This is a genomic window from Flavobacterium sp. GNP008 (assembly GCF_056428965.1).
The window spans coordinates 486800-499377 of record NZ_JBWJVL010000002.1 but is presented as its reverse complement, the minus strand read 5'-3'; the positions used below and the strand labels follow the sequence as shown (position 1 = coordinate 499377).

The 12578-nt window shown below is 31.9% G+C and carries 13 protein-coding genes; 11 read left to right on the top strand and 2 right to left on the bottom strand.

The genetic code is table 11. The features are described from left to right. Positions 1-9: 9 nt before the first annotated feature. The gene (locus tag AC0608_RS08540; protein ID WP_478288773.1) at positions 10-906 is read left to right on the top strand and encodes a LysR family transcriptional regulator; all 897 of its coding nucleotides are present in this window, start codon (positions 10-12) and stop codon (positions 904-906) included. A gap of 75 nt (positions 907-981) precedes the next feature. Continuing rightward, entirely contained in the window at positions 982-1959 is a 978-nt protein-coding gene (locus tag AC0608_RS08535; protein ID WP_478288772.1) for a YeiH family protein, read from the top strand. Here the strand turns inward: AC0608_RS08535 and AC0608_RS08530 are convergent. After that, positions 1928-2692 (bottom strand): YoaK family protein, encoded by a 765-nt coding sequence (locus tag AC0608_RS08530; protein WP_478288771.1) that lies wholly within the window; start codon positions 2690-2692, stop codon positions 1928-1930. The two genes, AC0608_RS08535 and AC0608_RS08530, sit on opposite strands and share 32 nt — an antisense overlap. Before the next feature lie 97 nt (positions 2693-2789). Between AC0608_RS08530 and AC0608_RS08525 the strand changes: the two genes are divergently transcribed. Then, the gene (locus tag AC0608_RS08525; protein WP_417960063.1) at positions 2790-3788 is read left to right on the top strand and encodes a zinc dependent phospholipase C family protein; all 999 of its coding nucleotides are present in this window, start codon (positions 2790-2792) and stop codon (positions 3786-3788) included. A 56-nt stretch (positions 3789-3844) separates the two neighbouring features. On the opposite strand, the gene AC0608_RS08520 is transcribed toward AC0608_RS08525, so the two are convergent. Next, the gene (locus AC0608_RS08520) at positions 3845-5944 is read right to left on the bottom strand and encodes an LTA synthase family protein (RefSeq protein ID WP_478288770.1); all 2100 of its coding nucleotides are present in this window, start codon (positions 5942-5944) and stop codon (positions 3845-3847) included. Between the two features lie 172 nt (positions 5945-6116). Between AC0608_RS08520 and AC0608_RS08515 the strand changes: the two genes are divergently transcribed. The 8 genes from AC0608_RS08515 to AC0608_RS08480 all read left to right on the top strand — a co-directional run bounded on the left by AC0608_RS08515 (position 6117) and on the right by AC0608_RS08480 (position 12525). Further along, positions 6117-6563, top strand: coding sequence for a QcrA and Rieske domain-containing protein (locus AC0608_RS08515; RefSeq protein WP_417960061.1), 447 nt, complete (start codon positions 6117-6119; stop codon positions 6561-6563). A 168-nt stretch (positions 6564-6731) separates the two neighbouring features. Continuing rightward, positions 6732-7166 (top strand): thioredoxin family protein, encoded by a 435-nt coding sequence (locus tag AC0608_RS08510; protein ID WP_478288769.1) that lies wholly within the window; start codon positions 6732-6734, stop codon positions 7164-7166. Then, positions 7166-8149, top strand: coding sequence for an FAD:protein FMN transferase (locus tag AC0608_RS08505; RefSeq protein ID WP_478288768.1), 984 nt, complete (start codon positions 7166-7168; stop codon positions 8147-8149). The genes AC0608_RS08510 and AC0608_RS08505 overlap by 1 nt, the downstream gene beginning before the upstream one ends. 15 nt (positions 8150-8164) lie before the next feature. After that, complete coding sequence (locus AC0608_RS08500; RefSeq protein ID WP_478288767.1) at positions 8165-8377, top strand: DUF4266 domain-containing protein; 213 nt, start codon at positions 8165-8167, stop codon at positions 8375-8377. Positions 8378-8411: 34 nt separating this feature from the next. Next, entirely contained in the window at positions 8412-9827 is a 1416-nt protein-coding gene (locus tag AC0608_RS08495; RefSeq protein WP_478288766.1) for a DUF3570 domain-containing protein, read from the top strand. Positions 9828-9846: 19 nt separating this feature from the next. Further along, entirely contained in the window at positions 9847-10509 is a 663-nt protein-coding gene (locus AC0608_RS08490; RefSeq protein ID WP_478288765.1) for a response regulator transcription factor, read from the top strand. 6 nt (positions 10510-10515) lie between these two features. Continuing rightward, positions 10516-11910 (top strand): sensor histidine kinase, encoded by a 1395-nt coding sequence (locus tag AC0608_RS08485; RefSeq protein WP_478288764.1) that lies wholly within the window; start codon positions 10516-10518, stop codon positions 11908-11910. Positions 11911-12012: 102 nt separating this feature from the next. After that, entirely contained in the window at positions 12013-12525 is a 513-nt protein-coding gene (locus AC0608_RS08480) for a hypothetical protein (protein ID WP_417960054.1), read from the top strand. The last annotated feature ends 53 nt before the right edge of the window (positions 12526-12578 follow it).

Here is a 12578-nt window from a genome sequence, read left to right as displayed (position 1 = left end):
TTTAACATCATGGATTTTAGACTGAAAGTATTTTATACCGTTGCCAACCGTTTGAGTTTTACAAAAGCTGCAACAGAATTGTTTATTACGCAACCTGCCATTTCAAAACATATTCAGGAATTAGAGGAGCAGTATAAAATTAAATTATTTGATAGAAATGGTTCTAAAATCGCGCTGACAACTGCCGGTGAAGTATTATTAAAACATACTAAAAACATTTTTGAAGTATACCGTGAGATAGATTTTGATATGAGTACGCTGATAAATCAACGCTCCGGATTGTTGCGTTTAGGAGCCAGTACTACAATTTCTCAGTATATAATTCCGCCACTTTTAGCCCGTTTCCATCAAAAATTGCAGGATGTAAAAGTGAGTTTGCTAAATGGAAATACGGAACAAATAGAAAATGCCTTATTAAAACAGGAAATTGAAATAGGAATTGTAGAAGGACAATCAAAAAATAAGTCCATTAAATACACCGAGTTTTTAAAAGACGAATTAGTTTTAGTCTGCAAGAGTTCCAATCCATTAGTAAATCGTGATGAAGTGACCAAAGAGGATCTTAAGAGTATGCATTTCTTAATGCGTGAACAAGGTTCAGGAACACTTGAAGTTATTGAACATGCATTTAAACCATTTGAGATCAAACTATCAGAACTACAAATTGAAATGCAATTAGGCAGCACCGAAAGTATAAAGTCCTATTTAATGAACTCTGATTGTGTGGCTTTTATATCCATTCATGCAATAAGAAAAGAACTTATAAACAATGAACTGGCTATATTAGACATTAAAGACCTGATTATAGAACGCTTTTTTTATGTTATTACGTTACAAGGAAAAACCGATTCACTGTCCGATTTGTTTATCCAGAATATTTCCAATCATTATAATTTAAAGTTATGATAGATTATAATTTTCGATTGGTGTAAATAGATTTATCGCTCCATCTTTGTATTGTAATAATTCAACAGCTTTACATTGGAAACGCATCAAAAAGTAATTCAAAAAGAATCTTTTATTTTTTTAAAAGTAAACTCCACATTGCAGCAACTCATTTTTGTTGCCTTGTTATTGTTTTGTACTACAATTTTTGTTTCTCCGCCAATTGCTTTAGTATTGGGTTTGATTGTCGCCAATCTTTTTGGACATCCTTTCTTAGAATTAAATCATAAAGCCACTAATTATTTATTGCAATTTTCAGTTGTTGGTTTAGGATTTGGGATGAATGTTCACAACGCAGTATCAGCTGGGAAAGAAGGTTTTTTGTTTACTGTAATTTCTATTGCTGCTACTTTAGTTTTAGGAACTTTACTTGGAAAATGGTTTAAAACCGACAAGAAAACCTCTCATCTAATTTCGTGTGGTACTGCAATTTGTGGAGGTAGTGCTATAGCTGCTATTGCACCAGTAATCGAATCAAATGAAAAGCAAACGTCAGTGGCTTTGGGTGTAATTTTTATTCTTAATTCAATTGCGTTGTTTTTATTTCCTGCTGTAGGTGACTGGTTGGATTTATCACAAAAAGAATTTGGATTATGGTGCGCCATTGCTATTCATGACACAAGCTCTGTGGTAGGAGCTGCGAGTAGATATGGACCTGAAGCCTTACAAATAGCAACTACGGTAAAATTAGCCCGTGCTTTATGGATTGTTCCAGTAGCATTGATTACGGCATTAATTTTTAAAAATAAATCGGGCAAAATAAAAATTCCTTATTTTATTGGATTGTTTATTTTGGCGATGACTGCCAATACCTATCTGCCACAAATGGCGAGTGTAGCGCCGCACCTAGTTTCAGTTTCCAAAATAGGTTTGACGGTAACTTTATTTTTAATTGGAGCCGGATTAAATAAAACTGTTTTTAAATCGGTGGGATGGAAACCACTTACGCAGGGAATTTTGTTATGGATATCGATAGCTTTAGCTACTTTAATCTTGGTTGTTTATTTAAAATAATTTTACGTAGAACGTTTTTCCGTTTGATTATATGAAATTTTAATCGCAAATAATCATACAAAAGTGCGATTAATAAAAAAGTTGCTGCAATAAAGAGGGTTTTCATTTTTAAAAAAACATAAAGAAAGCCTCCTAAAAAACAACCAATGAAAAAGAAAATAATAATGGATACTCTTAAAAAAATACTAGTTTTTAATATTTTGTTTTCTTCGGTTTTTTTATAGAAAAATAATTGAGACAATTCTATTCCTAAATCTGTAAAAAGTCCTGTTAAATGGGTAGTTCGTACTGTTGATTGAGAAATTTTAGTAACTAATGAGTTTTGTATTCCCATAGCAAAAAGCATTGAAAAAGCGATCGAATTTCCTTCAAAACTAGTTAAGCCAGATTGCGTTCCAAAAAAACCAACACTTATTAAAACAATCATTTCCAGTGAAATTGGAATAACATGAGATAAATTAGGATGTTTTTTAGAAATCAATTCTGCTAAAAAATTAGACGTAAAAGCACCTAACAAAAAGAAAAGGGTAAAAACTAAAAAAGTTAATGCAGCCAGATAATTCTGCTTCATTATTTCTTCGGCAAAATAAGCAAAATGACCAGTTACATTTGTAGTCAATGTATTTATAGATAATACTCCCGTAACATTTACTATTCCGGCTACAAAAGACAACAAAGTAGCTAAACGAAGATTATGAACAAAAGTTCTGTTTTTTCCTTGATGTCGAAACATAGTTGTTGTTTTCTTTTTTATTAACAGAATCTTAAACCCAAATTTTCTTAATAACGATTTAAAGAAATATATTTGTATCTCAAAAAAAATAAATTTAATGAAAAAATTTAAAATCAGACCTACACTTATTGTTTTATCTACTATTGGAGTTGCTTTTTTTCTTATGTCATGGGGAATTATCGGTCATGAGCGAATCAACAGAGCAGCTGTAATGGCACTGCCAAAACCATTACAAATTTTTTTTTATAATCATATTGATTTTATCACGCAAGAATCTACGGTCCCAGATTTAAGAAGAAATGTATTAAACGACAAAGCTGAAGCCCCTCGTCATTATTTTGACATGGAGAATTTTGGTGATGTAGAAACTTTTCCCAAAACTATGGAAGAGGCAAAACTAAAATATGAGGAGAAATTCTTGACTAAAAATGGAATTTTACCTTGGTACATTCAGGATATGATGGTCAAGTTGACTAAGGCTTTTAAAGAAAAAAGAAAAAACGAAATATTATTTATTGCGGGTGATTTAGGGCATTACATTGCAGATGCACACATGCCTTTGCATACTTCTGATAATCATGATGGCCAAAATACGAATCAAAAAGGAATTCATTCTTTATGGGAAAGTCGTTTGCCTGAATTGTTTGTCAAAGATTATAAGTTAAATGTTCCGGAAGCTATATATTTAGAAAATGTAGATAAAGCAACTTGGAATATTATTTTTGATACTCACAGTTTAGTAGATCCTTTATTAGCAGCGGATAAAAAACTAAGATCAACAACCGCTGAAAACAAAATGTATGTAACGGATGCCGCAGGAAATGTAGTTAAAAACAAATATGGAGGTATGCAATATTCGGATGAATATGCAAGCAAATTTCATACGGAGTTAAACGGTATGGTTGAAAAACAAATGAAAAAAGCAATTACTGCAACTGCGAGTTTTTGGTATACAGCGTGGGTAAATGCAGGAAAACCCGATTTAAGCAATCTTGATGCAGCTGAACTCACAAAACGCAATAGTAAAGGATTGAAAAAGGATTTAAAAACTTTTGAAAAAGGCACTCTTTTTGGTTTAATAAATGAAAAAGAATAACAAAAAAAAATATAATTTAAAACGGGTGAAACTTTAATTTCACCCGTTTTTTTTTGCTAATTAATTTTTTGATAGTTTTTTTTGTTTAATATATCAGAGGCTGTTTGATAATAGGAAATCGTTTCTTTTATTAAATTGGGTCTTTCTTTTATCAAGGGTGTCTGATTGTAAAAAATTTGAAAATCAAAACCTACTTTTTGCTTTGGTTTTAAGGTCAATTGAAATTGTTTGGCTTTTTGTTTGGGTGATATTATTGTTACAATACCATCCTTTATTAATCCTAAATCTTGATACGTTGCGATCAAAGCTCTGGGCTTATAATCAGATTTTAGCACGTCCTGACCATAAAATTTACTTTGATAATTAAAGTTTAATAATCCAAATACTGTAGGCATTATGTCAATCTGTGACATTAGCTTGGTATATTTTTTAGGTGCTATAAAATCAGGACTATAAATCAGGGCTGGAATTCTATATTTGTCTACCGGCAGCTCTATTTTTCCTGCGCTTGAAGCACAATGATCTGCTAAAATAACAAAAACAGTATTGGTAAACCAAGGTTGTTTTTTAGCCATTTCAAAGAATTTTTTGATTGCAAAGTCAGTATACTTAACTCCACCGTCACGAGATTTTGCATCGCCTGGAATGTCTATTTTTCCATTAGGATAAGTGAATGGTCTGTGATTGCTTACGGTCATTATATGATTAAAGAACGGCTTATTTGCCTTTGCCTCAGTATTCATAATCGTGATGGCCTTGTTGTACATATCTTCATCGCAAACTCCCCAAATATTATCGAAAGTGATTTCTTTTGGAGTGAACGTTTTTTTATCTACAATTTCGTATCCATTTCCCACAAAAAAATCTTCCATATTATCAAAAAAAGCATCGCCACCATACATAAACTTTACAGTGTACCCTTTTTGTTTAAAGACAGTTCCGGTTGAGAACTTGTTTTTATTGTCTTTTCTTTTTACCACACTTTCCCCTGCTGTAGGAGGAAAACACAAAGTAACTGCCTCAAGTCCACGAACTGTTCTGTTTCCAACAGCATAGAGGTTTGTAAAAACTAAACTTTTGCTGGCCAGACTGTCTAAGAAAGGAGTGATATTTTTGTCGTTACCATACATTTTCATGAATTCGGCACTGTAACTTTCAATAGTTATTAGTACTACATTTTTATGATTTTCAGTAGCTTCATTTTTTATTTGTCTCAAAGTTGTTTCTCCTGAAATGGAAGGAATTTGTTTCTTTAATTGCGCAAAGGCTTCTCTATTGGGAACTGTTTTATAAAATTTGAAATAATCCAGTTCACTGCGCACAAATGCCAGATAGAATTTATAAATACCATTTGCCTGCAGCTCATTTGCAAAAACATTATGTGAGTTTTCTTTTGAAGATAAAAATGGAATGGCCAGTAATGAAAGACCAAAAAGCGAAAAATAAATTCCTGACAGTTTTATTTTTTCTACAAATCCTGGGAGGCTCTGAATGTACTTTTTTGATTTTTTTACAATTAAATAGGTTACACTTCCTGCAACAATAAAAAGTACAGTAAACAATGGAATAACAGGATATGACTCTATAATATTTCCTATTACCTCATTGGTGTAAACCAAATAATTTACTGCAATAAAATTATATTTTACCCCAAATTCATTCCAAAAAAAGTACTCACTAATTCCGTTTTGTAAAATTAGAACAACATAAAGAAAAATGACAAAAGAAAACAGCCAGAATCGTATTTGGTTTCGATATGTAGGCAAAAAAAGTAGCAATCCAAATAGGACTGTTTTAATTGCTATAAAAATGATACCAATTTTAGGCAAAGCACCACCATACTCATTGAGAATAGTATTTCCAAATGAAACATAAATCAACAATCCTACAAATAAACCAAAAATGATGTAACCGTAGGGTTTAAAATATTTAGAATTGGATATGAAAATAAGGTATATCCATAAAAAGGCACTGATCAATATAAAAATAAAAAAATCAGAAAGGAAACCAAATACGAATAGTGATAGGGTATCAATAGCAGTAAATGAGGCTTGGGTAATAGGATGGAATAAAAGAATTATTCTAGAAATGAAACTTACAGTCGTGTAGAATAGTAGTAAATAATAGAATGGTGCAGTTTTTTGAAACAGTTGCATGATAATAAATTTAAATGTAAAAGTAAACATAAACTTTAGTACTAATTTTTAAGAATTGCTTAATGTTTTAAAGCTATGAGTAACTTTTATTTTATTTTTTAGTTAAATGAAAACTACAGCTGTATTTTTTTCGTATACATTTATATATACTAACCCAATACATAAAAGAATTATGACTAGAAAAGAATTTTTTGCAAGAGTAGGATTTGGAGCTGCAACAGTTTTGTTACCGGCTTGCCTTGCAGGCATGGCCACAAGCTGTAGTTCAGATGACACCAATACAGGATCAGGCACTAACGCTGGTACTCCAGCGCCATCAGCTAATTCGAATTTTACAGTTGATGTAAGCATGGGGACTTTAGCTACAAACGGCGGGTTTCTAGTGACCAAAGGAATAATTATTGCACGAACTAGTGCAGGTGAATTTTTAGCAGTTTCAGCGGCATGTCCACACGAAGGAGTAATTGTCAATTATGATGAAGGAGGCAATAAATTTGTTTGTCCAAGGCATAATTCCCAATTTACAAGTAAAGGGGTTGTTACAAGCGGGCCAGCTTCTTCTAATTTGAAAGAGTATAAAACTACATTAGCAGGAACAACTTTGACCGTTTATGTTTAATTAAAATGTGTTGTTAGTATGAATTGGTGTCTTTTAAAGGGGGAATTAAATTGAAAATAAATATTAATTAATACTTTTATACATAATTAATTCTTACTTAATTTTAACCATTTGAAAGCATTCCTACAGAAGAATTAAATACTTTTACACCACTAAAATAGATCTCTAATGAAAAAACACGTGCTTATTTTTTTTCTCTTTTTAGGAACACTTGGATATTCCCAAAACTGGACAACAAATTTTGAAGAGGCAAGTAGTAAAGCGCTTCAGGAAAATAAAAACATTCTTCTTGTTTTTTCAGGATCAGATTGGTGCGCACCCTGTATAAAATTAGAAAATACTATTTGGAAATCAGAAGAATTTCAAAAAGAAGCGGATCAAAAATGGGTCATTTACAAAGCTGATTTTCCAAAGAAAAAAGTAAATCAGTTAGCATCTGAATTGTCAGAAAGTAATAAAAAACTAGCGGAACAATACAATAAGTCGGGAAATTTTCCATTGGTTTTACTTTTAGATAAAACAGGTAGTGTATTAGGAATTACAGGATTCAAAAACACTTCTCCTACAGAATATATTGAACTAATCCATTCATTTGAGAGATAATGCAAAAATCAATTCTACTCTGTTTATTGTTGACATCGATTGTTTCTTTTGGTCAGATTGCCCATAAAAGGAAGTTGTCTATGTTGGGAAGTCCTTTTGAAGTTACGGCTGTGGCAAACGATACGATTAAAGCAAATGAGTACATTGATTTGGCTATAGTCGAAGTCAAACGCATTGAGTACTTAATTTCTGATTGGATTCCTACTACACAGATCTCACTAGTCAATAAAAATGCAGGTATTCAACCTGTAAAAGTAAATGCCGAGGTTTTTGATTTAGTAGAAAGAGCGATTAAAATTTCTCAAATTACTGCTGGTGCATTTGATATTTCGTATGCCTCTATGGACAAAATATGGAAGTTTGATGGTTCAATGAAAGTAATGCCAACGGAAGAAGCGATAAAAAAATCTGTGGCGAAAATTGGCTATAAAAATATTATTCTAGACAAAAAAAATCAGACTATTTTTCTTAAATCAGAAGGAATGAAATTGGGTTTGGGCGGCATTGGCCAAGGCTATATTGCTGATAAAGTTAAGGATTTGTTGCTTTCTAAAGGATGCAAATCCGGTATTGTAAATGTTTCGGGAGATATCAATGCCTGGGGAAAACAACCCGATGGAAAACTTTGGAATGTGGGCATTGTAAACCCTTTGAATAAAAATAAAATTTTCGCTACATTTCCTTTAGAAGATAGTGCCGTTGAAACTTCAGGGAGTTATGAAAAGTATGTGATTTTTAATGGAACGCGCTATTCACATATTATAGATCCAAGAACAGGTTATCCGGCAACTGGCGTGGTAAGCGTATCTGTCTTTGCAAAGCAAACTGAAATTGCTGACGCTTTAGCCACAGGAATTTTTGTGCTTGGAGTAGAGGTTGGTATTGATTTAGTAAATCAACTTAAGGGAGTAGAGTGCATTATTGTTGATGATAAAGGAAAGATTTTTTCATCAAAAGGAATTGACATCAAAAAATATAATTAATTAACGACATTTAAAATGGTAAAAACGATAGCGGTTTTATTTTTCACAGTACTGATTCTACAATCGTGTAGCACCGTAAAAGAATATGAAAAAGAAAAAATTAATGATCCCGATATGAAACTCACTGCAAGAACAGCGGAGCGATATGAAACCTCTTTTCAAGTATATCGAGAAGCGGCAGCAGGAGCAAACGGGGGTAAATCAGGAGGCGGTTGTGGTTGTAACTAATGCGCAAAAAAATATAAATTGTAATTTTTACACAATGAAAATAAATTTTTTACTTTTAATACTATTAATCAGTGGCACTGTATTTTCGCAAGATAAAAGCACGGTTCCAGTATTTAAAAAAAGAGTGTTAGAAAATACTGAGGTTGATTTTTTAGCCAGTTATTACCTCCAAGACGGATCAAAATCAGCCGTTTCTGGAGGAATTGGTTCTGAAAAATTAACGGATGTAGCATCAAATATCGTGGTGGCAATGCCATTAAATGAAGATGATGTTCTAACAATTGATTTAGGGATATCAGCCTATTCATCAGCATCATCAAGTAATATCAACCCGTTTAATTCAACTGGAGCTTCCAGTTCAGGCAGTCCCAATGGGAGCGGACCTAATGGAACTCCATGGCAGGCATCCTCGGGTGCTTCAAGAAGTGATCAATTAGTAGCAGTTGGAGCTAATTATAGTCATAGTAGCGATTCTAGAAATTTTATTTGGAATTCGGATGTTTCTTTTTCGAATGAGTACGATTATACTTCAATCGGTTTTGGCGGAGGAATTGCAACTCTTTTTAATCAAAAAAATACAGAATTAAGCTTTAAAGCTAATGTGTACCTTGATCAATGGAGGCCTATTTATCCTACTGAACTTCATGAATACTCCTTATATGGTGCTAATTTTATGAGACAAGGCTATTTTAACGGTGTAACTGTTCTAGATCAAAACGGACAAGGCTCTACGAGTTATTTACCTTCTGCATTTCAAACCATTACCGCAGTAAATAGAAATTCCTATTCTGCTTCTTTTGGATTTTCTCAAGTAGTAACTAAAAAGTTACAGTTCTCCATTTTCTTTGATATTTTACAGCAACAAGGTTTGTTGTCCTCTCCGTATCACCGAATTTATTTTGCTGATAAAGCTAATTATTACATAGGTCAAGCTCAATATATAAATAATTATGAAAGCACAACAAATACGGGTGTTTATAAACTGGCAGATGACATAGAGCGATTACCGGACTCCAGATCTAAAATACCATTAGGAGCACGATTAAATTATTATATTAATGAACGATTTATAGTGAGAACCTATTATCGCTTCTATTCTGATAACTGGGACATTCAATCCCATACAGCAACTATTGAACTTCCTATAAAAGTATCAGATAAATTCACGGTTTTTCCAATGTATCGGTATTACACACAAATAGCTTCAAAATATTATGCCCCTTATGAAACTCATCTATCAACGCAAAGATATTATTCCTCCGATGCTGATTTAGCTACATTTGATGCCAATCAATATGGTTTTGGGATTAATTATACCGATATTTTTACGGCTTCAAAAATTTGGAAATTTGGTCTAAAAAACATTGATTTTAGATTCAATCATTATCAAAGAAGTGATACTCTAAAGGCTAACATTGCCACCATAGCGTTTAAGTTTATAATGCAATAAAATTTAAAGTAGTAAAAATATGCACATATTGATTGTCGAAGATGAAGCTGGTATTATTCAATTCCTTAAACAAGGATTAGAAGAAGAAGGGTATACAATAAGCAGTGCTTCAGACGGTTTAAAGGGATTTGAGTTAACATTAAAACACAACTTTGATTTAATTTTACTAGACTGGATGTTACCCAAAATGACTGGATTGGAACTCTGTAGGGCCATTCGATTGAAAAACAGTCACACTCCAATCCTCTTTTTGACTGCAAAAGATACCGTGCAAGAAACTATCGAGGGTTTAAAAGCTGGTGCAAACGATTATATAAAAAAACCATTTAGTTTTGACGAATTAGTAGAACGAATTAAGATTCATTTCCGAAATCAAAATGAAAATCACATCCTTAAACTTGGAACAATTGAAATTGATAGTGCGAAACATCGTGTTCTAGTAAATGAAAATGAAGTAAATTTAACCCAACGCGAATTTGATCTATTAAAATATTTAGTAAAAAACAAAGGTAAAGTCTGCACTAGAACTCAAATTATTGAGGACGTTTGGGACATACATTTTGAATATGACACGGGTGTTATTGATGTTTTCATGAATGCAATTCGTAAAAAATTGAATTTAAAAATTGAGCAAGACTATATAAAAACCGTTCGTGGTGTTGGCTATATTGCAATTGACTAAATAATTATGCAACAACTTTCCTTTAAAAATAGAATCGCTTCTTATTATATTATAACTACAGCTTTATTGATTTTTGCAGTTTTCTTTATTATTTATTCTATTGTAGAATTTAGCGTTTACAGCCATGTGAATAATGATATAAATACGGAAATAGAGAAACATTTATCTGAAATTGAAATTCTGGGCAACACATTTAATTTAATTGATCAGGAAGAATGGAAAGAACGCGAACACAATACACTAGATGTAAATCCAGTATTCATTCAGTTTGTTGATCATAATAAAAATGTTATTGAGAAATCTCCTAATCTTAAAAAAGCGACATTAACATTCAATAAAGAAAATCCATCAAATAAACTTTTTGACACAAAATTAGCCGATAATTCGATTCGACAAATTCAAGTTCCGATATATCAAAAAACAAAAGTGATTGGTTACATCCTTATTGCTATGTCTTTAGAAGATGCTACAATGGTACTTAATAATTTATCCGAAGTACTGATTATTGTTTATCCTTTGATTCTGGTGCTACTTTTTTTTATTGCTCGATTTTTTGCTGGTAGAAGTATCAAACCCATTAGTTCTATTATAAGGACCTCTAATATAATTACAAAAGACAATCTAATTTCCAGAATTCCTTTGCCTCAAAACCGTGACGAATTGTATATTTTATCACAAACCATAAATAATTTATTGGATAGAATTGAAACAGCCATTGAAAGAGAAAAACAATTTACTTCGGATGCATCACATGAATTAAGAACCCCGTTAACGGTTATTAAAGGAACCTTAGAAGTTTTAATTAGGAAACCTCGAAATCAGGGCGAATATGAGGAAAAAATAAATTTTTGTATTGCAGAAGTCAATCGATTGAACCATTTAGTAGACCAATTGCTTTTATTGGCGCGATTTGAAAATCAAAATCAGAGTTTAAAAATAGAAAAAGTCTATTTAAATGCTGTGTTTTTAGATATTATAGCCCGGAATTCTCCCCTCATTAAGTTCAAAAATATTAATATTTATACTAATTTTCCTAGCGATTATTATCTGCAAACGGATAGTTATTTGTTTTCAATTGTTATTAGTAACTTGATTTCTAATGCGTTAAAGTATTCCAATGAAAATGGAAATTTAACGGTCAACATAAAAGAAACTCATTCTAAAATTGAATGTCAAATAATTGATACAGGAATAGGAATCCCTAAAGAAGACTTAAATAGAATTTTCCATCAATTCTACCGTTCAAAATCGAATGAACATCCTGAAATAAAAGGCAGTGGACTAGGCTTGTCAATTGTAAAAAGGTTATGTTTACTACTTAATATTGATATCACAATTACAAGTGAAGAAAATATAGGCACAACTGTTATATTGAGTTTCTCTAAAGTAAACCTGAAGTAATCCTTTAGGGGTACTCCTAAATCCTATCTGAATGGCTCATACATTGGTTTATAATTATTAAATTTAGAACACTTAACAAACTTATATCTAAAAAAAACGAATATGAATGATGCGCACTTGCATATGGTGGTAAACCATTTTCCAATTATCGGAACTATTTTTGGAATCGGAATATTGATAACAGGATTGCTTTTAAACAATGATTCCGTAAAAAACACAGCCTATATTGTATTAATTATTGCTACCGTTTTTGGTATATTGAGCATGAGCACTGGAGAAGGGGCCGAAGAGATAGTGGAAGATTTTCCAGGAATTGGCAAAGCCATTATTCATGAACATGAAGAAATAGCCGAAAAATTTGCTTTACTACTTTATGTCACTGGATTCTTTGCGTTAATTTCAATAGTAGCTTCTATCAAAAAGTTTCGATTAGCAAAGATATTTTCATTTATCACTTTGATTTTGGCTTTACTATCAGGAATTATTTCCATTAATGTAGGTACAACAGGAGGTGAGATTCGACACACTGAAATTAGAGAAAAAGACTTGAATCCATTGATTAATAAAGATAGTTTATCTCCAGAAAAATTAGATATTCAGATGAAAGAAAAATAATTTTAACAAATTCATAACTATAAGTTAAAATAAAAATTGCTTTTAAATAAATA

Excerpts from the sequence above, each read along its gene's own strand:
- AC0608_RS08540 (WP_478288773.1), top strand. The coding sequence starts at position 10 with ATGGATTTTAGACTGAAAGTATTTTATACCGTTGCCAACCGTTTGAGT.
- AC0608_RS08530 (WP_478288771.1), bottom strand. The coding sequence starts at position 2,692 with ATGTTTCGACATCAAGGAAAAAACAGAACTTTTGTTCATAATCTTCGT.
- AC0608_RS08525 (WP_417960063.1), top strand. The coding sequence starts at position 2,790 with ATGAAAAAATTTAAAATCAGACCTACACTTATTGTTTTATCTACTATT.
- AC0608_RS08520 (WP_478288770.1), bottom strand. The coding sequence starts at position 5,944 with ATGCAACTGTTTCAAAAAACTGCACCATTCTATTATTTACTACTATTC.
- AC0608_RS08515 (WP_417960061.1), top strand. The coding sequence starts at position 6,117 with ATGACTAGAAAAGAATTTTTTGCAAGAGTAGGATTTGGAGCTGCAACA.
- AC0608_RS08510 (WP_478288769.1), top strand. The coding sequence starts at position 6,732 with ATGAAAAAACACGTGCTTATTTTTTTTCTCTTTTTAGGAACACTTGGA.
- AC0608_RS08505 (WP_478288768.1), top strand. The coding sequence starts at position 7,166 with ATGCAAAAATCAATTCTACTCTGTTTATTGTTGACATCGATTGTTTCT.
- AC0608_RS08500 (WP_478288767.1), top strand. The coding sequence starts at position 8,165 with ATGGTAAAAACGATAGCGGTTTTATTTTTCACAGTACTGATTCTACAA.
- AC0608_RS08495 (WP_478288766.1), top strand. The coding sequence starts at position 8,412 with ATGAAAATAAATTTTTTACTTTTAATACTATTAATCAGTGGCACTGTA.
- AC0608_RS08490 (WP_478288765.1), top strand. The coding sequence starts at position 9,847 with ATGCACATATTGATTGTCGAAGATGAAGCTGGTATTATTCAATTCCTT.
- AC0608_RS08485 (WP_478288764.1), top strand. The coding sequence starts at position 10,516 with ATGCAACAACTTTCCTTTAAAAATAGAATCGCTTCTTATTATATTATA.
- AC0608_RS08480 (WP_417960054.1), top strand. The coding sequence starts at position 12,013 with ATGAATGATGCGCACTTGCATATGGTGGTAAACCATTTTCCAATTATC.